This is a genomic window from Emticicia sp. SJ17W-69, from assembly GCF_051209875.1.
Taxonomy (GTDB): domain Bacteria; phylum Bacteroidota; class Bacteroidia; order Cytophagales; family Spirosomataceae; genus Emticicia.
The window spans coordinates 2,048,033-2,073,334 of record NZ_JBNTQY010000001.1 but is presented as its reverse complement, the minus strand read 5'-3'; the positions used below and the strand labels follow the sequence as shown (position 1 = coordinate 2,073,334).

19 protein-coding genes and 1 tRNA gene are annotated in these 25,302 nt (G+C 32.7%); 7 read left to right on the top strand and 13 right to left on the bottom strand.

Annotation, left to right across the window (positions count from 1 at the left end; translation table 11 throughout):
* Nucleotides 1–11: 11 nt before the first annotated feature.
* Nucleotides 12–3,353, bottom strand: coding sequence for a ThuA domain-containing protein (locus ACQUQZ_RS08565; RefSeq protein ID WP_435354463.1), 3,342 nt, complete (start codon nucleotides 3,351–3,353; stop codon nucleotides 12–14).
* Nucleotides 3,354–3,656: 303 nt separating this feature from the next.
* Between ACQUQZ_RS08565 and ACQUQZ_RS08560 the strand changes: the two genes are divergently transcribed.
* Nucleotides 3,657–4,883, top strand: coding sequence for a BamA/TamA family outer membrane protein (locus tag ACQUQZ_RS08560; protein ID WP_435354462.1), 1,227 nt, complete (start codon nucleotides 3,657–3,659; stop codon nucleotides 4,881–4,883).
* A 70-nt stretch (nucleotides 4,884–4,953) separates the two neighbouring features.
* On the opposite strand, the gene ACQUQZ_RS08555 is transcribed toward ACQUQZ_RS08560, so the two are convergent.
* The 3 genes from ACQUQZ_RS08555 to ACQUQZ_RS08545 all read right to left on the bottom strand — a co-directional run bounded on the left by ACQUQZ_RS08555 (nucleotide 4,954) and on the right by ACQUQZ_RS08545 (nucleotide 9,439).
* Entirely contained in the window at nucleotides 4,954–5,586 is a 633-nt protein-coding gene (locus ACQUQZ_RS08555; RefSeq protein ID WP_435354461.1) for an NUDIX hydrolase, read from the bottom strand.
* A gap of 251 nt (nucleotides 5,587–5,837) precedes the next feature.
* Complete coding sequence (locus ACQUQZ_RS08550) at nucleotides 5,838–7,424, bottom strand: NAD(P)/FAD-dependent oxidoreductase (protein ID WP_435354460.1); 1,587 nt, start codon at nucleotides 7,422–7,424, stop codon at nucleotides 5,838–5,840.
* Nucleotides 7,425–7,657: 233 nt separating this feature from the next.
* Nucleotides 7,658–9,439 carry a M28 family peptidase gene (locus ACQUQZ_RS08545; protein ID WP_435354459.1) on the bottom strand — a complete coding sequence of 594 codons (1,782 nt, stop codon included), beginning with the start codon at nucleotides 9,437–9,439 and terminating at the stop codon, nucleotides 7,658–7,660.
* A 150-nt stretch (nucleotides 9,440–9,589) separates the two neighbouring features.
* Between ACQUQZ_RS08545 and ACQUQZ_RS08540 the strand changes: the two genes are divergently transcribed.
* From ACQUQZ_RS08540 to ACQUQZ_RS08520, 5 genes are all read left to right on the top strand, one after another.
* Nucleotides 9,590–10,801, top strand: coding sequence for a 4Fe-4S dicluster domain-containing protein (locus ACQUQZ_RS08540; RefSeq protein WP_435354458.1), 1,212 nt, complete (start codon nucleotides 9,590–9,592; stop codon nucleotides 10,799–10,801).
* A 68-nt stretch (nucleotides 10,802–10,869) separates the two neighbouring features.
* Nucleotides 10,870–11,421, top strand: a complete 552-nt coding sequence (locus ACQUQZ_RS08535; protein ID WP_435354457.1) for an NADH-quinone oxidoreductase subunit J family protein — start codon at nucleotides 10,870–10,872, stop codon at nucleotides 11,419–11,421.
* 58 nt (nucleotides 11,422–11,479) lie between these two features.
* Nucleotides 11,480–11,785 (top strand): NADH-quinone oxidoreductase subunit NuoK, encoded by a 306-nt coding sequence (nuoK, locus tag ACQUQZ_RS08530; RefSeq protein WP_435354456.1) that lies wholly within the window; start codon nucleotides 11,480–11,482, stop codon nucleotides 11,783–11,785.
* Between the two features lie 82 nt (nucleotides 11,786–11,867).
* Nucleotides 11,868–11,941, top strand: a tRNA-Arg gene (locus ACQUQZ_RS08525).
* A gap of 648 nt (nucleotides 11,942–12,589) precedes the next feature.
* Complete coding sequence (locus ACQUQZ_RS08520) at nucleotides 12,590–13,327, top strand: tyrosine-protein phosphatase (RefSeq protein WP_435354455.1); 738 nt, start codon at nucleotides 12,590–12,592, stop codon at nucleotides 13,325–13,327.
* 178 nt (nucleotides 13,328–13,505) lie between these two features.
* On the opposite strand, the gene ACQUQZ_RS08515 is transcribed toward ACQUQZ_RS08520, so the two are convergent.
* The 3 genes from ACQUQZ_RS08515 to ACQUQZ_RS08505 all read right to left on the bottom strand — a co-directional run bounded on the left by ACQUQZ_RS08515 (nucleotide 13,506) and on the right by ACQUQZ_RS08505 (nucleotide 17,646).
* The gene (locus tag ACQUQZ_RS08515) at nucleotides 13,506–14,894 is read right to left on the bottom strand and encodes an undecaprenyl-phosphate glucose phosphotransferase (RefSeq protein ID WP_435354454.1); all 1,389 of its coding nucleotides are present in this window, start codon (nucleotides 14,892–14,894) and stop codon (nucleotides 13,506–13,508) included.
* A gap of 199 nt (nucleotides 14,895–15,093) precedes the next feature.
* Nucleotides 15,094–16,686: a hypothetical protein gene (locus ACQUQZ_RS08510; protein ID WP_435354453.1), complete on the bottom strand. Its 1,593-nt coding sequence runs from the start codon at nucleotides 16,684–16,686 to the stop codon at nucleotides 15,094–15,096.
* A gap of 213 nt (nucleotides 16,687–16,899) precedes the next feature.
* The gene (locus tag ACQUQZ_RS08505; RefSeq protein WP_435354452.1) at nucleotides 16,900–17,646 is read right to left on the bottom strand and encodes a hypothetical protein; all 747 of its coding nucleotides are present in this window, start codon (nucleotides 17,644–17,646) and stop codon (nucleotides 16,900–16,902) included.
* Nucleotides 17,647–18,021: 375 nt separating this feature from the next.
* On the opposite strand from ACQUQZ_RS08505, the gene ACQUQZ_RS08500 reads away from it, so the two are divergent.
* Nucleotides 18,022–18,891: a DUF2279 domain-containing protein gene (locus tag ACQUQZ_RS08500; RefSeq protein ID WP_435354451.1), complete on the top strand. Its 870-nt coding sequence runs from the start codon at nucleotides 18,022–18,024 to the stop codon at nucleotides 18,889–18,891.
* Between the two features lie 130 nt (nucleotides 18,892–19,021).
* Here the strand turns inward: ACQUQZ_RS08500 and gmd are convergent, their stop codons facing one another.
* From gmd to ACQUQZ_RS08470, 6 genes are all read right to left on the bottom strand, one after another.
* A complete protein-coding gene (gene gmd, locus ACQUQZ_RS08495; protein ID WP_435354450.1) occupies nucleotides 19,022–20,086 on the bottom strand; it encodes a GDP-mannose 4,6-dehydratase in 1,065 nt (354 codons plus the stop codon).
* Nucleotides 20,087–20,240: 154 nt separating this feature from the next.
* The gene (gene fcl / locus ACQUQZ_RS08490) at nucleotides 20,241–21,182 is read right to left on the bottom strand and encodes a GDP-L-fucose synthase (RefSeq protein WP_435354449.1); all 942 of its coding nucleotides are present in this window, start codon (nucleotides 21,180–21,182) and stop codon (nucleotides 20,241–20,243) included.
* Between the two features lie 23 nt (nucleotides 21,183–21,205).
* A complete protein-coding gene (gene rfbC / locus ACQUQZ_RS08485) occupies nucleotides 21,206–21,745 on the bottom strand; it encodes a dTDP-4-dehydrorhamnose 3,5-epimerase (RefSeq protein WP_435354448.1) in 540 nt (179 codons plus the stop codon).
* A 10-nt stretch (nucleotides 21,746–21,755) separates the two neighbouring features.
* On the bottom strand, nucleotides 21,756–22,871 hold the full coding sequence (locus ACQUQZ_RS08480; protein ID WP_435354447.1) for a DUF1972 domain-containing protein: 1,116 nt from the start codon (nucleotides 22,869–22,871) through the stop codon (nucleotides 21,756–21,758).
* Nucleotides 22,872–23,115: 244 nt separating this feature from the next.
* The gene (locus ACQUQZ_RS08475) at nucleotides 23,116–24,195 is read right to left on the bottom strand and encodes a glycoside hydrolase family 99-like domain-containing protein (protein WP_435354446.1); all 1,080 of its coding nucleotides are present in this window, start codon (nucleotides 24,193–24,195) and stop codon (nucleotides 23,116–23,118) included.
* Nucleotides 24,192–25,280: a glycosyltransferase family 4 protein gene (locus ACQUQZ_RS08470; RefSeq protein ID WP_435354445.1), complete on the bottom strand. Its 1,089-nt coding sequence runs from the start codon at nucleotides 25,278–25,280 to the stop codon at nucleotides 24,192–24,194. The genes ACQUQZ_RS08475 and ACQUQZ_RS08470 overlap by 4 nt, the downstream gene beginning before the upstream one ends.
* Nucleotides 25,281–25,302 lie beyond the last annotated feature (22 nt).

Below are 25,302 nucleotides of genomic sequence, written 5' to 3'. Positions count from 1 at the left end.
CTACTTATGAATTATTTATTCAAGAAATCAATGGTATTTAATCCAAAGAATGGTTTTCCTTCAGCTTTTGGATTTTTGAAGACTAAATAAATATCCTGCTGACCTGTCACATTTGTTTGGATTCTCAATGCTCCCATAAAGGTCTCGCCCACTTTCATAAAGCCTAACAATGGGCCTGAAACTGAACCTGAATGGATAGAAATATCACCGCCAACAGATTGACCTTTTTGTGAAAAAGCATTGACCACTATATTTTTCACTCCCGTCATATCAATGTTTTTGAATACAATATATCCTTCATTTTCGTTAGCCAAAACAACTTCACCACCTAAAGCCTCTACATTGAATTTACTTACACCTTTACCTTCATCATAGCTTGTTGCTTTTAGGTTAGAACTGCGTAATGCTACTGACTCAGTATTTGTCAATGGCCCAACAGCTTTTCCACCTTTGTCAGTATAAGTAGCTTGAATGATGTAAGCTCCAGCTTTTTTGCCTTTGTGAGCAACCGTTTCATAAACCCCTTTGATTGGTTGTGATGCTTTTTTTGTATCGTTCAAAGATAAAATATAATCAACCATGTCACGTGCGTCAGAAAGAGATACTTGTGGATGTGCTGCCATTGCTTGCTCACCCCAAACTCCGCCACCACCTTTGATAACTTTCTCGGCCAATTGATTGATAACGGTTTGGCCACGGCGGTATTTTTTTGCTACATCAATATAAGCTGGCCCAATAGATTTTTTATCAATGGCATGGCAAGCCTTGCAGTCGCTCAAATCAATTAAGCGTTTTCCTGCTGCAAAATTCATATTTTCTTTATGCCCTTGCTCAATCATTGTTTTATCATACCCTTCCAAATAATTGATATTAACAACTACATCTCCTGCATCAATACCTTTTGCAATTGTACCATCTTCTTTATCGCTAACTTTCACTTCATAATCAATTTTCTCATCATCAAAGAAGAAAGATTTATTGTTTTTTACTGCAATACTCACTTTAGGTTCAGCATTACCAACTTTGATTATCATGCTTTGATTTGACTTATTTCCTGCGGCATCACTTACAGTTAGAACCACATTATATTCACCTGCTTTTGTAAATGTAATTTTTGGATTTGGTTGTGTACTAACTGGTATGCCTTTGCCAAAATTCCAAGCATATTTTAATACATCTTTGTCATAATCGATTGTTCCTTCTGAAGAAAAAGCAACAGTCAATGGGGCAGCCCCTGCTTTTTTATCGGCTTTTGCAAAAACAACTGGTTTACGATTTCCAGCGTTATATTCAATCACAGAAAGAGTTGCTTCTTCATTTTGTGCAAACCAATTCATTCCATAATCTAAAACAAACAAACGACCATCTTTCGAGAAAGCCATGTCCATCGGATGATAGAATTTAGTATTAGGCATAAAACGCTCCATACCCGTATAATTACCTTCTTTATCCATACTAACCAAGTAAATCCAATCACGCATCCACTCATAAGCAAAGAATTTTCCGTCAAAATAACTTGGTAATTTTTTAGGATTTTTATCGTAATCTTCTGAATAATACACTGGCCCAGCCATCGGATTACAACCTCCTTTACCAAATTCTGGATATAATTTAGAATCACCATAACCATAATAAATCCAAGCTTTTTGGGCAGGTGGTAGTTCGGTCAAACCTGTATTATTGGGAGAATCATTGATTGGTTTCAAGGCATCATATTTTTCACCCGACTCTTTTTTAGCGAAATCATAATGGTTATAAGCAAAGTTAGGGCCTGTGAAAATTGGCCATCCAAAGAACCCTGGTTTACGAGCTTGATTAAACTCAACAATTCCTTCTGGGCCACGTTTGTCATTTCCTTTTCCAGCATCTGGACCTACATCACCCCAATATAAATATCCATTGCGTTTATCAACTGCGATTCTGTATGGGTTACGATGTCCCATTGTATATATTTCAGGGCGAGTTTTATCTGAAGCAGCAAAAAGATTTCCTTCGGGAATTTTATATGTCCCATCTGGTTGTGGTGTTATTCTCATAACTTTTCCACGCAAATCATTGGTATTACCCGAAGAACGTAGGGCATCCCAACCAGCACGACCTGGCTGGAAATCTATTGGAGCATAGCCATCTGAAGCAAAAGGATTGGTATCATCCCCAGTTGAGAGGAAAAGATTTCCTTTACCGTCCCAGTCAATTGAACCACCTGTATGACAGCACTCATCACGCTTTACACCTACACGTAAAACAACTTTTTCGGAAGCAAAAACAATTGTATCTTTTTGATTATCATAATCAAATCTTGACAAGAAATTATCTTTTGTTACTTCACGAGATTCATTTGGTGAATAATAAAAATACACCCAATTATTTGCTGCAAAATTTGGGTCAACACCAACACCCATCAAACCATATTCAAATTTAGTGTAAACAGGCATTTTACCAACTATTTTTACTTTATTGGTCGTAGGATTCCAAACTTTAATTAAACCTTTACGTTCAACAAAAATCACTTTCCCATTGGGCATGGTTGCCAATTCTGTTGGTTCATCAAGATTGTTTACCAAGATAGTGCGTTCAAAACGATTTTCTTCTGGAGCTCTTTGAGATTTTGCTTTAGAATAATCTAATTTTTCTGCCATTGCCCATTTCAAGCCTTGCCAAAAATGTTCTGTAATTAATGGCTCTGTGAAGGTCTCAGGTGTATGTCCATAATTTGAATAAAATGCCTTCCCACCATCAAATTCATGGTACCAAGCCATTGGATGAAAATCACCCATTTTACCCATCTGATAACTCGATTCATCAACTCTAACGATAAATTTCAAAATGTCTTTTTTCAAAGATTTGAAATCATAAAACTCATCCGTTTTCTCAAAAGTCTCTGGAAAATGAGCTGAAGCCGGGAAAGTTTTGTCGAGCGTAATCATTTTACCCTTTTGTACATTCGATACTTTCCCACCTGGATGGCTAGCAAAATATCCGCCCATCAAATCATTATACCATGACCAATTGTATTCTGTATCAGATGCCGCATGAATACCTACATAACCTCCACCTGCTTGAATGTAACGTTCAAAGTCAGCTTGTTGAGCAGGATTTAGCACATCTCCAGTGGTACTTAACCATACAACTGCATTGTACTTTTTAAGATTTTCTTCATTAAATTTAGTAGCATTGGTAGTTGTATCAACTGCAAAGCCTTCTTTTTTTCCTAAATCAAGAAAAAATTGGTTCCCTTCTTTAATTGAGTTGTGATGAAATCCACGAGTTAGCGAAAAAACCAATACTCGCTTCTGTGCTTGTGAAGTGATTGCTCCGATGAGTAGAGCACACAGTAAAATAACTTTTTTCATTTGTAAAATGTAGGTTGGGGTTAATTTTCAGTAATTATTGCCGAAGTTTTTGATATATTTTAAATTGACTAACAAATGTAAAGAAAAAACAAATGAATAATTGTCGAAATGACACTAAAAAGTATTTTTTGTAGATAAAATATGAACTTTTGTCTAAATATGCTTAAAGACTAAACTATTTTAATAATTATGCCATTAACTTTAAATAAAATACCGTTATTATTTAGTTATAAGAAAACGAAATGCAACCAAATATATCTATCCTAAATGACAGATTATATTATTTGAAAGCTACATTGCATCATGAATAAATACTTTTTTCACACTTTGATACTCAATATTTTTCTTTTACATACTGCTAAAGGGGAATCAAATTCATTGGAAATAGATAGCACCATACACCAAAAACAAGTAAAGCAAATTGATGTAAAGGATATTATCAAAGTCATATTTTCAAAAGATACCACTATAAAAAATGCTAATTTCAAAATAGTTAATAAAGACAAATCTTTTGCTGTTTTACCTGCGTTTAATTATACAATTGTTACAGGTTTCCTTTTTGGTGTTAATACTGTACAAACATTCAAAACAAGTGCTGATTCATTAACCAAACAATCAAATATTCGAACTTTTACTACTTATTCTCAATTTAAGCAGTTTTCAACTATCATCAATACTAATATTTGGACAAAAAAGAATAAACTTAATGTTTTGGGTGATTATAGATTTTATAAATTCCCCTCAACCACCTATGGTTTAGGAGGAAATACTACTTTTGAAAATGCTAATTTAGTTGACTATTTACATTTTAGAGCCTATCAAGTCGCTCTACGAAAAATTTCAAATGGAATTGACATAGGAATTGGGTATCATTTGGATTATCATTGGAAAATCAGAGAAACCAATGGAGATAATATTTTTGTAACTGATCTTCAAAAATATGGTTTGACCGCTAACAGCATTTCTTCAGGCTTTTCATTTAATATTCAACACGATAGTCGGACTAATAGCTCCAATCCAACAGGTGGAAGTTATGCAAATATCCAATACCGTTATAATTTAAAACTACTGGGCAGTAATCAAAATTGGCAATCGTTGGTAATGGATTTAAGAAAATACATCCATTTTCCCAGTAACTCCAAGAACATCATAGCTTTTTGGAGTTATAATTGGTTTACATTTGCGGGAAATGCTCCCTATTTCGATTTGCCAAGCATTGGCTGGGATACCTATTACAACACTGGTAGAGGTTATCCGATTGGACGATTTAGAGGCAAAAACTTAGTTTATTTAGAGGGCGAATACCGCTTTGGTATTACTCGAAACGGCCTTTTGGGTGGTGTTGTATTTACTAATGCACAAAGTGTAGCAAACTATCCAAATAATGGCATGAGCAAAATTATTCCTGCTTTTGGAGGCGGAATTCGTCTAAAATGGAGTAAGCTGACTAATACCACTATTGCCTTAGATTATGGCATTGGTATTGGTGGCTCAAAGGGGGTAGTTTTTAATATAAATGAAGTTTTTTGATATTAACGTCAATAAAATCGGCAAGCAGTTCTACTGTGGGTTTGAAACCTTGCCGATGCTGAATAGACAATTAAATTGTCATTTTTTTCAAAATCTCTACTAATTCAGCAATCATTAAAGCTGTTGCTCCCCAAACTATTTGATCTTGAATCACAAAACAAGGTGTTTCAAATTTATAACCTCTTGCTTCCACGGTGCGTTTTTGAACAATACTTGGATCAAGGATTTCGGAGATGCCTACTTCAAAAACACCTGCCACTTCACGTTCATCAGGATAAAAGTCGGGGCGATAAGGCAAACACCCTAAAACTGGTTGGCAATAAAGGTTTGAAGGTGGAATAAATAATTCGGTAAGGCTGCTTATTATTTTCACGTCTGTAGCCTTAATACCTATCTCTTCTTGTGCTTCACGAAGGGCTGTCGCATGAATATCTTTGTCCTTAAACTCTGCTCTACCACCTGGAAATGCCATCTGCCCACCATGGACACCATCATATTGTGGACGCAGAATCAATGGTAAAAAAACATCATCACCTTTTGGGTAAAACATCAATAAAACAGCACTTCTACGGGTATTTTCGTTGGGTTCTGCCTTCAATCGCATACGATTCGGAGACATTTTCAACACAATTTCCTCGTGTCCAGGTAAAGGATGTTCAATAAGATGATTATTTAAGGTCTTAGTAAATTCAGCAAAATTCACGTTAGTAACTATTTTTCAGGTGCTTGGGCTTAGAATATTTATGGCAAGATACAAAAATATTTAAGAATTATGATTTACGAATAAAGAATAGACAGCAATTAGGTTATAAACAACTGACTATAAATTGTTTATATTAAAAACAATCATTATTAAAAATTAATAATTCGCTCAACTATTTTTTCAAAACACATTGTATTTGTGATTCACAACCGCAAATTCCAAATTCGTAACTCATCATTCCAAATTCGTAATTAACTATATATCCTGACTAGTTGTTCAGCACACCTTTCGCCATCCATTGCTGCTGAAACAATACCTCCTGCAAAACCTGCTCCTTCTCCACAAGGAAATAAGCCCTTAATTTGTAAATGCTCCAAAGATTCTTTGTCACGTGGGATACGTACTGGTGATGATGTTCGGCTTTCAATACCTATCAATTGGGCATCATTCGTCACATATCCTTTCATCTTTTTTCCAAATTCTTTCAATCCTTCTTGTAAAGGTCGAGCAATAATATCTGGCAAAACCTCGGACATATCCATTGAAACTAAGCCAGGCTGATAAGAGGTAGGCAACAATTCTTTGGATATTTTTCCATTTAAAAAATCATTCAAAAGCTGTGAAGGTGCAGCTTGGCAATTCTCATTTTTGAGATAATTGCTAGATAATTGATAGGCTTTTTGCTCAACTTCTTTTTGCAATTGTAAACCAGCTAATGGTCCTAAATGTTTATATTTTTGCCAATCTACCTCATTAATTGCTACCACAACTCCTGAATTAGCAAATTTAGAATCCCTTCTTGATGGTGACATACCATTGACAACTAATTCTCCTTGAGCCGTTGCAGCTGGAACAATAAAGCCTCCTGGACACATACAAAAGCTAAAAACGCCCCGTTGGATGTTTTTGTAGTAAGTTTGAGCTACTAAACTATAAGAAGCAGCTGGCAGTAAACCACGCTCTTTTCTATGGTATTGATGTGTATCAATAAGTGTTTGTTGATGCTCAATTCTGACGCCCATCGCATACGGCTTTGCTTCGATATGAATGTTTTTTTTGTGAAGTAATTCAAAAATATCTCGGGCAGAATGACCTGTTGCTAAAATTACACCAATGCCCATAAATTCATGTCCATCAGCAGTAACAACACCTCTCATCTGATTATTAATTACTTGAAAATCAACAACTTTTGTATCAAAATGCACTTCACCACCCGCTTTTAAAATACTTTCTCGAAGGTCAGCAACAACGCTTGGCAATTTATTTGTTCCGATATGTGGATGAGCATCATATAAAATTTCAGGTGTTGAACCATGAGCTACCAAAATTTCTAAAATACGCCTTACATCTCCCCGTTTTTTTGAGCGAGTATAGAGTTTCCCATCAGAATAAGTACCTGCTCCACCTTCTCCAAAACAGTAATTTGACTCGGGATTCACCACATGATCTTTGTTGATTGCGGCCAAATCTCGTCTTCTTGTTCGCACATCCTTTCCTCTTTCAATCAAAATGGGCTTGATTCCCAACTCAATTAAACGTAGTGCTGCAAACATTCCTGCTGGCCCTGCTCCTACTATGATTGCATGTGGCTTACGACTTACATCTGGATAATCTTTTTGGAATACCATTTCAGGTGGTGGAACTTCTCCTGAATAAATTTCAACTTCAAGATTTATCTTGACTTGGCCTTTTCTGGCATCAATTGATTGGCGAAGTTTTTTAATATTAAAACCTTCATTATCAGATGTTTGTAGGTATTCTTTTTGAATATATTGACGCAGGATTGCATCATCAAGAGCAACTTCTGGCTCTAAGGTAAGATTTAATGTTTGTTGCATTGCTGAAAGGTTTTTATCCTCTAAAATATTAGCAAAGGTATGAAAAAATAATGAGTGAGCGAATTCGAAGTGAATGAATAATTAAGCAGAAACTTCCTTAAATAGCATGATTTTATACAAAAAAGTTTCTCAAATAGCCCATAAAAACCATAAGAGAAACTTTTTTAGAATAAAGCAATTCGGTATTCCAAATTTGTAATTCCAAATTCGTAATTCTTCATTCCATCATCTCCTCATTGCATGACCATTCGGCGAGTGGCTATTATTTTGCCATTGGCAATAAAAGTACAATAAAGAATCTCAATATTTCCTTCATTTTTATAATCGAACAAATATTCATTGATGCCTTCTTTCACTTCTATCTTTCGATTCTCAATCAATGTACCATCGCCTTTTTTGATGCTTAAATAAGCATCTTCAAATTGTCTATTTGCATCATTTTTCAAAATCAAATAAGTTGATTCATCAAAAGGATTTGGATAATTTTTCAATATTTCTACACCATTCTCAATTAAAGTAGGAGCTTGTAAACTTTCATCTAAAAAACTAATTGTTTCGGGTTGAGCCATTCTTGCTTTCACAGGTACTGTGATAGTTACTTCGTTTGAAAAGAGACTTTCTGCTCCTCCGGAATTAACTGCTGCTACACTCACATAACGAGTGCTACTAATATTTCTTGTAAATACTATCGTTGGTGTTTTGGTCGTAACTGTATAAACAGAATCCCAATCATTGGAAGTTGAACGTATAGCAATTCGATAACTAGGAGCATTACTTGCATCGGTAATGGACAATGATATTTTATCAGTGGCTACATATTTAGCTGTAAAGGCTGTGGGTGCTTTCACCGATTGTGCAGCCATAGCTATGGCATTGGCATTAACTATCGTATTTCGTGCTAAGTAATTGAAATCAACATTAAAATCATCTAAGACCCCATCATTATTGGTGTCTATTTGCTCATTGTCATTGCTAGAGTGTACCACACCACAACTTCCTGTACCATCTCCATTTTCATTTTGTGACATTATTCTGACCGAAGCATAACCTTTACTCCGAAAAGGAACATGGTCGCTTGAACGGCCTGTACGGTCTTCTGCACTCATAAGATTGAGCGTCATTGGAATAGTAGCTATGGGTTTAATCTGTTCATTATATTCCAACTTGATGTAGCGTGCCAATTGTTTATGAATTGAGTTAACACTACCATAAGAAAAAATTCGCATACTTCTATCGGCAATATTATTGGGTACACAAGAAGGAGAAGAAGAACAAGGTCCACAAAGCGTAGTTCCTGCAATATCATTATTTAAAACCATTCTTACTGAGCGACCTTTACTCGAGAGATAATTTGCAAAAGCTGTACTACCTATCAAGCCTTGCTCTTCGCCAATCGTTAATAAGAAAACAACGGTAGCTTTGAGATTGTATTTTGTCAAAACCCTTGCCAATTCAATTACTAAGGCTGAACCAGTGGCATTATCTGAAACGCCTGGAGCATTGCAAGTAATACTACATTGATCATTACAACGACTATCAATATGCCCTTCTACCAAAATAATTGATTTATCTGTTAAATCACTTCCTGGCAAAACCGCAAATACTTCATTATAGGTTTTTGTAGTAGATGAGCATATAGCAGCATTAAAATTCATACGAGATACCACCAATCGATTATTGTTTTGAGCACTAATTTCTTTGAATTTATTTTCAACCCATGTATTGGTCGCAGCAAGTCCAACTGTAGTTGACGCAGAAAAAAGTGTATTAGTATTTCGAGTGCCAAAAGAAGCCAATTTTCGCACGTAAGCTTTTACAGAGTCAGCAGAAATAGATTGATAAATATCTGTTGAAATTGCATTTGGCGTAGTTATTGAGGTAAGCTTTGCATACGTAGCAACGGTATAATTGCCAGCCATAATTGCATCGGCTGTAGGATTTTTAACTACCATATTCGTTTGCCCAAATGTCCTATTGCTTATTATCACAAGCATTACAAGTAAATATTTATTCATAGTGATTAAAATTGATGCTTTAGCCTATTTAATTAAAAAAATCTTATTAAAAGGTATCAAAAATTATGCCTTTTCAGTTAATAATTAATTTATATAATAATTTTGGGTTTATCTTTGCAAATTCAATTAATATGAGTTTCCAAGTATCAGATGTCCACTTATTTTAATAATATTAGTCGAGGAATAAAGACTACAGTGAAAGGCATGAGCCTAACACTCAAGCATTTTTGGAATGCCAGACGTAGTAGAATGCCTATGGCGATGCAAGATTCAAGTTATTTTGATTTGAAGACTGGTATCGTTACGTTGCAATATCCTCATCAAACACTCCCAGTACCTGATAATGGTCGTTATCAATTAGATTGTGAGATAGATGATTGTATTGTTTGCGATAAATGTGCAAAAATCTGTCCTGTTGATTGTATTGATATTGAGCCAATCAAATCTGCAGAAATCATAAGTTATACTTCTGATGGCTCTCCTGTGAGACTTTATGCGGCCAAGTTTGATATTGACATGGCCAAATGTTGTTTCTGTGGTCTCTGTACTACTGTTTGCCCCACAGAGTGTCTAACCATGACCAATGAATACGATTTTAGTGTAGTTGATATTACACAAATGAATTTTGGTTTCTCAAATCTTTCACCCGAACAAGCAGATAAAAAACGTAAACTATACGAGCAGTTCGTTGCTGAAAAAGAAGAACTGAAGAAAAGTCAGCAATCAACGGTTCAAAATCCACAGCCTGCAATAGATTCGGTCAATAAACCAAAACCTGCTTTTAAACCTAATTTCAAACCGACTATAAAGCCAGTTGATAGCTCTCTATCAGTAGAAGAGTCTACTGATAAGTCTTCTCCTTCGGTAAACACACTTGAAGGTACTCAATCAACTGAAACATTAGTCAATAAACCAAAGCCTGCTTTTAAACCAAGCTTTAAGCCTGTTATAAAAACAACAGAGGATGTTGATATTCAGGAACTTGCGGTAAAAAATTTAGCCGATAGTCAACCGCCTGCCGTAGATAAACCAAAGCCTGCTTTTAAACCAAGCTTCAAGCCTGTCATAAAAACTGCCGAAAACACTGATACTCAGGAAAATGCGTCAAAAAATTTAGCCGATAGTCAACCGCCTGCGGTAGATAAGCCTAAACCTGTTTTTAAACCAAGTTTCAAGCCCGTCATAAAAACGACCGAAAACACTGATGTTCAGGAAAATGTGTCAGAAAATTTAGCCGATAGTCAACCGCCTGCGGTAGATAAGCCTAAACCTGTTTTTAAACCAAGTTTTAAACCCAAGTTGACGCAACCGAACAAAGAAATTGGTGTTGACAATGGCACTTCCGAAACAAATACAATATAAGTTTATATCATAAACAAATGCTTAGTATAAAACCATTTTTAAAATTTCACCTATAGAATAAAATACGATTGGAAAAATTTTTAGAAAATATTGATTATCAGCTTGTCAAACAAATTATTTTCTTTGTTTTTGCTGCTATTACAGTTGGTGGAGCAATCTTTCTGTTAATTACAAAAAATGTACTTTATGCTGCTTTTAGTTTACTCCTAACATTATTAGGTGTTTCAGGAATATATGTTTTTGCGGGAGCAGATTTTTTAGCTGTAAGCCAAATCATGATTTATGTCGGTGGCATTTTAGTACTCATGATTTTTGGAATTATGCTTACACACAATAAAAGTAATTCTCGCCAAACAAATCAGCCAAATAAAATCTCGGTAAGTCATCATAATATTTTTTGGGCAGTTCTTGTAGCAGTTTTGCTATTTTTAGGCTACTTAAAAGTAATTTTAGAAGCCAATTTTCATATTATCAATAAACAAACACACATAGGAAGTTCTGTCAATCAAATTGGTATTAATCTAATGACAGATTATGTTTTTGCCTTTGAGGTGGTTGGAATCTTACTTTTAGCAGCCCTTATTGGGGCGGTATTTATTGCTAAAAAAGAAAAGAGTTAATGTGTATAATTAGCTAATCAATCATTAGGTATTTATTTAAGTATTTTTTATTATAATAATGATACATCTCCAAAATTATCTGATCATAAGTGCCTTGCTTTTTTCAATAGGTCTGGCCATTGCTGTAACCAAACGCAATGCTATTTTAATTTTGATGGGTATTGAATTGATGATTAACGCAGTAAATATCAATCTTGTTGCTTTTAGTCAATATGACCCAAATCATCTACAAGGACAAATGTTCGCATTGTTCATAATGGTTGTTGCAGCAGCAGAAGTGACGATTACATTAGCTATAATTATGAAAATATATGATTATTTCAAGAATATTGATTTAGATGAAATAAATCAATTAAAAAATTGAAAAAGTATTTGACAAAGACATTTTAAACCATTACCTTTGCAGTCCCAAATAAAGAAATTGATAAAGGGAAATAAAACAAAAAGGCTGTGTAGCTCAACTGAATAGAGCGTCTCACTACGGATGAGAAGGTTTGGGGTTTGAATCCCTACACGGTCACAAGATTGAGCAAAACACCTTGATAAATTATAAATTATCAAGGTGTTTTTATTTGTACACTATTTGATACTAAAGCTGGACCAGTCAGTAAAACTCTTTGACTCTCTATACAATAAGTCATTGAGCAAAAACAATATACCATTGCTTTTTATTCATACAGATACTGCAATTTAAAATTAGTTACTGATTAGATTTTAGTCTTTCATATCGCTCGCTAACTTGTCCGCAAAAGCTAATTTTGTGCTTTTTAAATTTTGTCATCTTTCTAATCATATCGTATTTAAATTATTAAAAAAATTAAATATAATATTGGGATTATCTTAATAAAACAAGCCACCATTTTAGTAAGTTATTCAATATACGAAACTTAAGTTTTTTTTACATAAAATAATGATTTTACTTTTGATTAAACAATATTTTTCAGTATCTTCATACTCAAAATAAGTATATTCATTTTAGAGAATAGAAAAATAAGTTTTGAATAATTACCACCTATTAATAGTTTGATTATCAATGATTTAGTTTATATTATTTATGCATTATTTTATATTACTATTTCAAGTGTTTTTTCTTAAAATTTAGTAACTGGTTAAGCCTAACATTCCTATTATTTGCTTATATTCACTTTGTTTTAAAACCAATATTTCAATGTTATCCTTCTTAAAAAAAGCTCCTAAAGAAACTTTCGCAGATTTACTAAAGGTAGATATCCACTCGCACCTTATTCCAGGAATTGACGATGGTAGCCCTGATATGGAAACAAGTCTCCATTTTTTAGGAAAACTATCTGAGCTTGGATATAAAAAAGTAATTACTACTCCTCACATCATGACGGATTTTCATCCAAATGATAGCAAAACTATCCTCAGTGGATTAACGGCTTTAAAAAGTGAATTAAAGGCAAAAGGTATTAATATTGAAGTTGAGGCTGCCGCAGAATATTTTTTAGATACAACGTTTGAAAAACTTTTAGCAGAAGGAGACATTCTCAGTTTTGGAGCAAAAAAATATGTTTTAGTTGAGATGTCATTTATTCAGTCAACTCCCAATTTTGAGGAAATTATATTTAATTTATTAACTAAGGGCTACACACCCATTTTAGCTCATCCTGAACGATATACTTATTGGCAAGAAAATAGTAGAGTTTTCCGTCACATTCAAGACTTGGGTTGTTTAATGCAGGTAAATATCCCTTCTTTATTAGGGTATTATGGAAAACCCGTCAAAAACTTAGCAATTCAAATGATCAAATCAGGATATATTGATTTTCTTGGCACTGACCTTCATCATATTCGACATTTAGATTTATTTATAGAAGGGAAACATAATTCTGAAATCAACGCATTAGTTAAAAAGTATGATTTTAAAAATCATTTGCTTTTATAGTGCCATCTCAATGTAATTTTTAATTAAAAGTCTGAAAGTAAGAGTCATTTATTATAGTATTAGACAAAAAAAGGGTAGGATTATTCCTACCTTTTTTGCATTTCCCCCATACAATATTTCATTGTATTATATAAAACTGAAGCCAATATGATAGATAAAAATTTTCATTTAACAAAAATTAATACGCCATCATATCACCTTTTATCATGCTATAAACAGTCATGATTATAACTTTTATGTCTAACCAAGGTGTCCAATTTTCGATGTACCAAATATCTAATTCTACACGCTTCTTCATCATGAAAATATCACTTGTTTCACCTCTATAACCATTTACTTGTGCCCAACCTGTGATACCTGGCTTTACCAAATGTCTCAACAAGTAATTCTCAATTTGTTCTCTACTTTCAATACTATGTTGAACAGCATGTGGACGTGGCCCAATTACCGACATATTGCCCCATAAAACATTAATAAATTGTGGTAATTCGTCAAAGTTTGATTTACGTAAAAAAGCACCAACTCGTGTTACACGGGAGTCATTCTTGGTAGTTTGATTAAATTTACCATTTTCTCTAACAGTAGAGCTATTATGCACCATTGAGCGGAACTTAATACATTTGAATGCCTTTCCATTTTTACCCCAACGTTCTTGAATATAAAAAACTGGGCCTTTTGAATCAAGCTTAATTGCTAAGGCAATAATTGGGAATAACCAACTAAAGACAAAAACAAAGAGTATTGATGTAAATATAATATCAGAGATATTTTTAATCATATATAAATGAAACTCCTCCAAAGGCTCTTCCCTAACTGTAATGATAGGTAAGTGTCCAAAGATATCCATTTTGAATTTGCTCGAATAAAACTGGAAGTATTCAGGGATAATTTTTGTTCGTACTGCATATTTATCAGCTATGGCCAATAATTTCTTAATTTTTTCAGGTTCATATTGAGATAAACTGATAATCATTTCGTCAACATTATAATTGATTATTACATTCTCAATGTCTTCTGTTTTTCCTCTGAATTTTCCGTTTAGTTTTTCAGGTTGAAAATCTTCAATAAAACCAATAGGATTATAGCCAAATTGCTTGCTATTTTTGGCTGTCTGATAAAAAGCCATTCCTTGTTCGCCACTACCAACAATCAATAAGTTTTTGAGGTCATTTCCTGAAATCCAATTATATAATTTCCATTGTTTCAGGATATATTTTTTTAATATTAGCGAAACCGTCAGCATACAAATGTAAACAATCGCTAAAGTACGAACGGCTTCATGGTCATTAATAGCAAAGTAAATAAACCCAACCGCAAAAAGTTGAAACAAGATATTGGGCATTAAGACCAGAATCTCACTTACAAATGAGGTCGTTCGAAAATCGTCATAGAGGTTAGTGTATTTACTGGTAAAATACCAAATAAATGACAATACTACTGGAATTAATAACTGATGATTAGTAATCTCTTTCTGACTAATAATCATAGCAAAATAAAATGATATACCTAATATGGCAATATCAAAAAATTGTCTTTTATGCCTATTTTTACTTAAGATGGCTTTCATGGTTTAGATATAGTTTATATTGTGCAAAAGAGCAACGAGTTTTGGGGTAATGTTTTTTTGTTTACTTTCAGTAATTAGCTGTAAGCGATTTAATTTTCATGCGTTGATTATACTTATTTTTACTTGGTTGATACTTTATTCATACTTTATATAGGTTGTGGTTTTAAGGGTTTGCAATATGACTAATTTCAATTACTTTTTACTTACAATATTCTTTTCCAGGTAATTCAAAACTCCAAATCTGTTTATTTACTAAATAGTTTTTTTGTACGTACGGCCACGTCACACCTCCATCAGTACTACCTCTCATATCATACTTTTTACCTAATTGCATACGATAAGTTTTCACTTTCCGATTATACCTTGTTAATACTCCCAGGTCTCGCCAAACATTTTTGTCTGGCTCACTGTATTGCACTTTCATTTGTGCAGGTAATCCAGCTTCATCCAAAACTTTTCCTTGTGGACAAACAACTTTTATATCTAATTCCACAAATTTAGGAACTGGTAGCTTTGTCAAATCTAAGGTTAGTTGATTTGAACCACAAAGTGGCAGACTACTTGATTCCACTAAAGGAGTTTTATTATCTCCACCATAGTAATTATTATAATCAAACACCTTCAATTTAACATTCGCTGCGACCTTTGGCACAAAAGTCATTCCTGCAACTGCACCATTGTTAAGCGAAATAAAGTAATCTTTAATGAATTGGTTATTACTGGCATCAACTAGTTGAGCGTAATAAACAATATCTAAATCATTGAAATTACTTTTAATTGTATAAGATGGTCCTATCCTACAAATATTTCTTTTCCAACCAATTATCCAATAGGTGAGATGCGATATGTCAAAAGCTATCTCTAATTTACCTGATTGACTATTCTTTACAAGTACAACATCCCCTTCTTCTTTCCATACACCTGAATCAGAATCATAGCTAAAAAGTGCTAATTTTTCTCCAGCAAATATATTCTTATTAGTGATTGGATTAACAATTGTACTATTTACTTCTATATTGATACGAACTGGAATACTGAACTTCTTAATAATTTCTTGCTTTTGTGTACTCATCTCTATAGATACCACCGCTGCTGTTTGCAAAAAATCAAATGGTTCAGGGAGTGGGTTATTGTTCTTATCTAAAGGATTGGTAGCCACACCTCCACCGGGTAAATACAATTTTGAATTCTTACTATTGTAATGTATCAAGGTAACATCAATGACCCCATTCAAAGCCTCATTATCTGTTCCCAAGAAAACTGTTTTTTCAGGTACTGTTAGCGTTACTTTTTCAGTATTACTGAAAGATTGAACTTCTAATTTTTTCGATTGTTGTGGATCGAGCACCAATTGATTTGCATTGGCATTACCTGATGCGTTCGTTTTTACAAATCCAAAATAGTAGCTATAATTACTATTATTGGTAAATGTAACATTTTTGATAATTTTAGTATAATCTTTCGATTCAGCTACTAAGGTCACTTTGATTGGATTGGCACTGCTTGGGACAAACTCGGGAGCAACAGCCAAGATCAAAACACCTTCTTTACTAATCTTATAATTTTTTGTATTTAAATTAGTAACAATCTTATCTGCATCTTTTCCAACAACTTGAAATTTCAAATCTGGAGGTAATTTCCCCTCATTTGGTAATGAAAACTGAATCTTTATTGTTGCTTTATCTATCGGTTCTTTGAATCCTAAAACAAAACCATCCAATGGATTTTTACATGATAATAGCAGCAACACTTCAAGAAAAAAAGCTAAATATGTTACTTTTTTAAAAATCATGATAAATTAGTTGACAATGGATAATTAAAATTGGAAATTTCTTTAATATATCATTCTTTATTGTCCCTTCAACTTTATAATTTCCAAACTTACTACCTATATCTTTATCAAAATTGTATTGATAATGTACTCTTTTTATATTTAAATTTTCTAACAGAAAATATCACTTATCTAAGAATCAACTCCTTTTAATACAAAAAGGAGAATCTATTATCAATGAATAGTCCTCTCCTTCTTTTTATCTTTTGGATTTATATTATATCGTAATTGGAAAGCTAAATAGGGGTAAAAACTATATCCCCTCATATTTTTTTCTATTTTTTTTATCTCTTCATCAATCGTTGTTGTTTCTAAAAATCCTTCATACCCTAAATTAAGTTTTGGCCTTCCCATATATGAGACCCCAACATCAAAACCTACACTAATTGCTTTTTTTGTACTGTATTTGCCAACTCCAACACCCAAATAAGGACGAAATCTATTCCACTTTATTCCAAATTGTATTTCTCCAAAATCATCACTTGCTATAACTAATCCTCCCAAATTCAAACCTGTAGATGAGTTAAACAAAACATTATAACGTTGTATAATTTCGTATGTAAACCCTCCTGTCAATCTAAATATTTTATTCTTAAATGGATGGTAGTCTATCAAACTCCCAATCACGACAGATGATACTTGGGGAAAAATATCTAACGAACTCCCCTTATCCATCTTAATACTTTGTGGTTTAGTAAACGATAGATAAGCCACATTTACTCTCAAACTGTATTCGTTTTTTTCTCTTAATTTCAAGCCTAATTCAGCTCCAAAACCTCTACTTGATAAATTAAGTCCAATGTTATGTATTTTAACATAAGACGTAGTATCATGTTTTACCGCTGCGAATACCTTAAAATTTACTAAAATTATCAAATAAAAAACTTTTACTTTCGTAAAAAAATAACAATTTGAATTCATTATGAGTAAAATAAGGTATAAACATAACATAATCTTAATATAAAATTAACAAAAAAAAAAACAAATACCATGAAAATTTTATTATTCGGTAATTCTTCTTAGTATTAAAATAATATTTCTCAAATAAGTCCTTTTTTTTAATCTAATTAAATTTTAATCTTAATTTCAATTCAGATTATTTGGTTGTTCACGACTAATCCAATATATTCACACATTCAATTGTGCCATGAAAAGGATTGCATCATGCCTTTTCTTAATCAAATAAAAATGCTGATGATAAAAAAAAGTACTTTCTCACTTAAAAACGTTTTCGTTCTATCGTCTTATTTCTCCCTTAAATGCTCTCTATTGTGCATATTTCTAATCATTAGTTTGTTGAAAGTTAAAGGACAAACTACTTCTTTAAAAGATAGCCTGTCGAGTATTGATTCAAACCGGGTCTCGAAAATTTATCCCAAGCGATTAGCCGTTGTAGGTGGCATTACTGTCTTTTCTTATAGCTATGTGTATTATTATATGAAAACACAAGCTTGGTGGAAAGATACCCCAGTACCTTTTCATTTTGACGAAGGGCGTGACAAAGTTTATGCAAGAGGTCATGACAAAATGGGACATTTTTTAGTTGGTGGAATTATATCTGACAGAATGGGTGCATTATTTGAATGGAGTGGTATTCCTAAAAAAAGGGCTGCCCTATACGGTGCATTATGGAGTACTGCCACTCAAGTGGTAGTAGAATTAAAAGATGGATATGCACCAACTTATGGTTTTAGTTGGCGTGATGCTTCGTTTGGAACACTAGGCAGTCTTTATTCTTTGTCTAAATCACATAGTAAATTTTTAGCTAATACAGAAATCAAGTTCTCTTACTATAAGCGTCAGTTTGGTTTATTGATTGACCCTGTTGATCGCAAACATAGTGCAGCTTGGCATGATGATTATATTAACCAAACCTATTGGTTTTCAATGAACATCAAAAACAATGTACCTTTTCTAAAAGAAACCAAATTTCCTGATTGGCTAAATTTGGCTCTTGGAGCAAGTCTTGACCAAACAACCGATGGACATGGCAAAGGAAACAGAGAATGGTATCTTTCACTCGACATCGACACCAAAAGACTATTTAAGCCAAAGAAGTTATTCTGGAAAACAGTTGTTAACTCTCTGGTTTATATCAAAATCCCTGCTCCTGGGATTCAGTTTGGTAGAAATGTACCATTCAAGGCTTTTCCGCTTTATTATTAAAAAATAGAACGCTGATCATTATTATTCTTTATGATAAATTTTGATACCATCTTAATTAATCATAAAAACACAAATCCATCAGCGTTCTATTAATCTTCAATTACATTATCAACTTTTGATTCTCAATTTATTATTTTGAGAACAATGCCACATCAGCTTGCATCATATCTTTTACTAAAGCTGGCAAATCATACTTGGGCTCCCAGCCCAATTTAGTCTTTGATTTGGTTGGATCACCTATCAATAATTCTACTTCTGTTGGACGGAAATATCTTGCATCTACTTCTACTACAATATTTCCTATAGGCACTTGGTAAAGTGGATTATTACAAGCCACTACTTTACCTTTTTCATCAATTCCTTCTCCCTCAAACGCAACTTCAATACCAACTTCAGCAAAAGCCATTCTCACAAACTCTCTTACACGTGTAGTTATACCAGTTGCGATTACATAATCCTCTGGTACTTCTTGTTGAAGTATTAACCACATCGCCTCTACATAATCTTTAGCGTGCCCCCAGTCTCTTTGAGCATCTAAATTACCTAAAAACAACTTCTCTTGCTGGCCTAAGGCAATTTGGGCTGCTGCACGTGTAATTTTACGAGTAACAAAAGTTTCGCCACGCAAAGGAGATTCATGGTTGAATAGAATTCCATTTACTGCAAACATATTGTAAGCTTCTCGGTAATTAACTGTAATCCAATAGCCATACAACTTAGCAACAGCATAAGGAGAACGAGGATAAAATGGTGTTGTTTCTGACTGAGGAACAGCTTGAACTAATCCATATAATTCAGAAGTTGAAGCTTGATAAATTTTGGTTTTTTCGATTAAACCTAAAAGTCTAACTGCTTCCAAAATCCTCAAAGTACCTATACCATCTACTTGAGCTGTATATTCTGGTTCATCAAATGACACTTTTACGTGCGACATTGCACCTAAATTATATATTTCGTCAGGTTGTACTTCTTGCACAATACGAATAATATTGGTTGAATCAGACAGGTCTCCATAGTGCATGATAAATTTTACACCTTTTTCATGTAAATCTTCATACAAATGGTCGATTCTTTGTGTATTTATCAAAGAGCTACGGCGTTTGATACCGTGGACTTCATATCCTTTATTTAATAAAAACTCTGCCAAGTAGGCTCCATCTTGTCCTGTAATACCTGTTATAAGGGCTTTCTTCATTGGTAAATGTTTTTGTTTATATTAATAGTATGTATTTTTTTGTGGGGTATTAGAATTTAGGTGTTAGGAATCATGAATTCTTAAAAATTGTCAATGACTAAATATTAGTAATATTTAGTCATATTAAAGCTAAATTCTAACACCTAATTCCTAACTACAACCTTAATCCATCATGATTTTTCAAAAAGTCTTGATACGCTAAAGTAATTCCTTGTTCTAAATTGATTGTATGTTTCCAACCTAAATCATGCAATTTTGATACATCCATCAATTTACGAGGTGTACCATCAGGTTTGGTACTATCCCAAACCAATTCTCCTTCAAATCCTACAGTATCTCTTACTAATTCAGCTAATTCTTTGATCGTAACATCTACACCAGTACCGATATTGATAAAACCGGCATCACTATAATTTTCCATTAAGAAAATGCAAGCATTGGCTAAATCATCAGCATAAAGAAATTCTCGCATAGGAGAACCACTTCCCCATAAAAAAACTGCAGGCTCATTTTTTACTTTCGCTTCATGAAACTTACGTATCATCGCAGGTAATACATGAGAATTCTGCAAATCATAATTATCATTAGGGCCATATAAATTAGTTGGCATAACAGAAACAAAGTCACAGTTATATTGACTCCGATAAGCTTCACACATTTTGATACCAGCAATTTTGGCAATAGCATAAGGCTCATTAGTTGGTTCAAGCAAACCAGTTAATAAAGCATCTTCTTTAAGTGGCTGTGGGGCCATCTTGGGATAAATACATGAAGAACCCAAAAACATCAATTTCTTAACCTCTTGCAAATAAGCCGCATGAATGATATTGTTTTGAATGGCTAAATTTTCATAAATAAAATCTGCCCGATAAGTATTATTAGCTACTATGCCCCCTACTTTGGCAGCAGCCAGAAACACATATTCAGGTTTTTCGGTTTCAAAGAAAGAAAAAACTGCCTGTTGATTCCTTAGGTCGAGTTCTTTAGATGTTCTTACTATTAAATTTGTAAAACCTTCTTGTTCCAATTGGCGAGTAATAGCCGATCCGACCATCCCCCGATGTCCTGCTATGTATATTTTAGCGTTTTTATTCATTATTTAATTCTCCTTTCTGTTAATTAATTAGACTTAAAGTATGCTTCAAAAGTAGGTAATAGCAAATCTTTTTCTGATACAATTGGGTCAGAAATTGGCCATTTAATTTGTAGTGTAGGATCATTCCATATAATACCTGCTTCAGATGCTTTATCATAACCAGCAGTACATTTATAACTAAAAATACTATCTTCCAATGCTAAAAAACCATGTGCAAAACCAACGGGTATATATACCATTTGGTTAGTTTTACCATCAAGCTCGAAAAACTCATATTTACCAAAAGTAGGTGACTCGGGGCGAATATCAACTGCAATGTCTAAAACCTTTCCAGAAACAACACGAACTAATTTACCCTGAGCATGAATTCCTTTTTGAAAATGAAGACCACGCAAAACTCCTTTAGTTGAGAAAGACTGATTATCTTGTATAAATGAATGAGGTAATCCTTGTTTTTGCCATACAACTTCATTAAAAGACTCAAAAAAGTATCCTCTTTCATCTTTAAAGATAGCTGGCTCAATTAGCAAGACACCTTCTAATGTTGTTTGAAATAATTCCATAATCGTTAGTTTAGTTTCCGCTATAATTCACCTGCTTTATATTACTTATTTCATGAAAATGTTCTAAATATTGGTCAATTATTATGTCCCAAGAATATAGTTCCCTAATCTTATCAATATTTGACTCTATTTTTTTCTGTTCTGCCAATTTATTGACCGAAGTCATCACCTTTACCACATCATCTAAATTTGTAAAATAATATGCGTCATCTCCTAAAATAGCAGCATTGAATGTATTCTGATTAGCACAAATTAATGCTTGAGAAGCCATAGCTTCCAATAAAGAGGGATTAGTCCCCCCGACAGAATGGCCATGAAAATAAATATTAGAAAAGAAACGTAAATTATTTAATTTATTGATATCATATATGCCACCTACAAAAACGATTGAAGTAGTTGCTTTAAATTTATTTTTTAAATATTCACCGAATTTTGTTTCATGCTTTCCTACCACTAAAAATGGTCTTTTACTGTTTGACTTAACCACTCCATCAAGAATCGTTTCAATATTATTTTCTGGTTCTAAACGTGCTATTAACATATCATATTGATATTCAGAAACCATATAATCTGATAGAATATTGCTATTAGGTTCATCAAAAACAAAAGAACCATAAGGAATATAAGTTGAATTCAATTGATATTTTTTGACAAGATACTCTTGTATCCCAATAGAATCTGAAATCCAATAATTACTAAATTTTGTTCCCAAATATTCGGCAAATTGTAAAAACTTCTGAACTGGTTTAGAGTATTTACTTCTACTCCATTCTAAACCGTCCATATTGGTTGTAATAATACTCTTTGAGGGAAGTAACCAACCCCAAACTGTACTGCTTGTATAGCCCAATTGTAGAATAATATCAAAGTCTTTTTTACGAGTATCTAAAATACAATTCAAATCATAAATGAATTGTCCAGCAGTACCATATTTATCTTCGGGATCATAACAATGAATAATTTCAACTCCTCTCCAATCTTTTTTCTGATAGGGGTGATTATGACTATTATAAACTGAGACACTAATACCTCTTTTTATTAATCCCTCCGCTAAATATTCAGCAAATTGCTCAAAGCCACCATAATTGTTTGGGATACCCCTTGTACCTATAATTGCTATTTTCAAGATTTTATTAACTTTTAAAATTTGAAGAAAACTAATATTATCAACAGATATAGATATATATTCAAAATACAATGTAAAATCAGTACTCAAATCAAAGAAATATCAATTATTTTGTGTTTTTTTAACTTATACCCATTAATTTAAACATTCTTATAATTGTAAATTTTCTTACAGTTTTTTAAATATTGAATTTATTCAATTTGTTTACTAGCCTTATTAAATAAATTACTAATGTAAAAACTTATTAATTATGCTTTAATGCCTTTTTTATTCGACTTCCAGGATTAAATCCATTTTTACCCGGAGTCAACCAAGCCCCCTCACCATTTTCATTCCAAGCATACAAAATTGCTATCTTTTCAGTAGCTGTGAAGTTTTTATTGTTTTGTAACCAATTTTTACAGCTAATTAAAGAATTATATACAGATTCAGAAGAAAAACCTGTATAACGAATTTCTTTTGAATAACTATTAGTGCCATTAGCCCAAGGTCTAGGGTCCCAATTTAACGTTGAAACAGGTATATATTTTAGTTTAGAAACAAATTTAAATTTATCCCAAATTTTCTTTTCCCATTTCGTCAGGCTATCTATTTGAATTATTTTATCACTATTTGATGAATTGACACCAGCACTATGGTAATTATATCCTGTAATGACATCAAAACCACACTGTTCAATTAATTGAATATCTTTCTCATTAGGGTAAGAACAGGCTGCAATTGTTACACCGTGTAATCCTCTTTTAACAGCTTTTTCTCTTAGGGTATTGAAAGCACGATTAACTTCTGACACACTACCAAACTTTTCAATCAAAGTTTGAAAGCTAAAAAAAATTAGTAATGGATTACCCTCTGCATTAAGATAGCTCTTTTTATCAATAAAATTGTTAATCCAAGTATCTGAAACAATTTCCCAATCATTGGGCCCAATTTCAAAACCTTTATGATTTGCAACCATCAAACAATACTTTATTTTATTTTTATTAATTGATCGCTTGTAAAAATTTAAAGCTTGGTTTAATGTTTCATCTTCACAAAGTTTTTTATTATTAAAATACCAACAAAACGTAAAAAAAGACAAACCCATTTTTGATGCACTAATTACTTGTTGGTCAACAATTTCTTGTTTGCTTGTAATCCAGCCCCATTTTGGTTCACGGACTTTAAAAGAATCTTTCAAAGATTGGGTAATATGATAAGGATAAGTTCCAGTCCATCCATCAAAATAATATGCCCCTAAAACAATTTTAGACACATTTCGGGAACCAGTCAAAGTTAAAAAAAACAACCCTAAAAGTGAAATAAAAACTTCAATTTTCTTCATTTACATAATTTTTCCTTCAAAACTTGATAAAATTCAAATGCAATTCTATCCCAATTATATTTTAATTGTATTTTATTTCTGATGTTATCATACGGATAATCCTTATCTTCCAAAATGCGATTTAATTGATTCTTAAAATCTTCAAAATCATCAGGATTAAAACGATATTTGAAGAAATCAAAATCAGCCATAGCAGTCGCATTTGAACATAGAACCTTACAATTATTAATTGCAGCTTCAAGTGGTGGAATTCCAAAACCCTCAGCAACTGAGGGAAAAACAAAACAAGATGCTTGGTTGTAAAAATTATTTAGTTCATTTACATTTAAGGATTCATAAAATTTAACTTTTTCCTTAATATTTAATGGAATATTCTTTATCAAATTATTATAAGCATCAATTTCAATCGGTTCTTTTTTCGTTCCAATAAATACCAATTCATACCCTTTAGAAAAAAGATTACTCTCTAAATATGCTTTCAACAATAATAAATGGTTTTTTCTTGGTTCAAACCTACTTACATATAATATATAATTTGTTAACCCATATTTTTTTTGTATATCTACCTTCTCTGAAGGTATTGACTGTACTGCATTATTTGTAATAAATATTTTTTCTAATGGTATTTTATAAATCTGATTTACTGATTTTTTTGAATAAGCAGAAACAGTTAAAACAATTTCTGACATAAAGGCTGATATCCTAAACAATGTTCCATTTATCAATCTGTATTGCCATGGAAAATAATCTTTAAACTCCAAAAACAATAAATCATGGATTGTATTGATATATTTACAAAACTTAATAGGAGGAACTATATACTGAAAATGAGCAAAATCATACTTCCCTCTTTTTAGTATTAAAGGGTATTCAATTCCTAATCTCTTGATTTTTGATTTTGCTTCAGACTTTATGAATTTAAACCTTTTATCTTTAAAATTCTCCTTCAAATTATCTATATCATTTGCACACAGAGTTATTTCTACATCATCATATTTGACGAGAGCATTGTATAATCCTTTAATATATGTCGAAGTCCCTTGAAAAGAATGATCAAATTTATGTGCATCTACAAATATTTTCATTTTCTAATTAATTTGACCATTA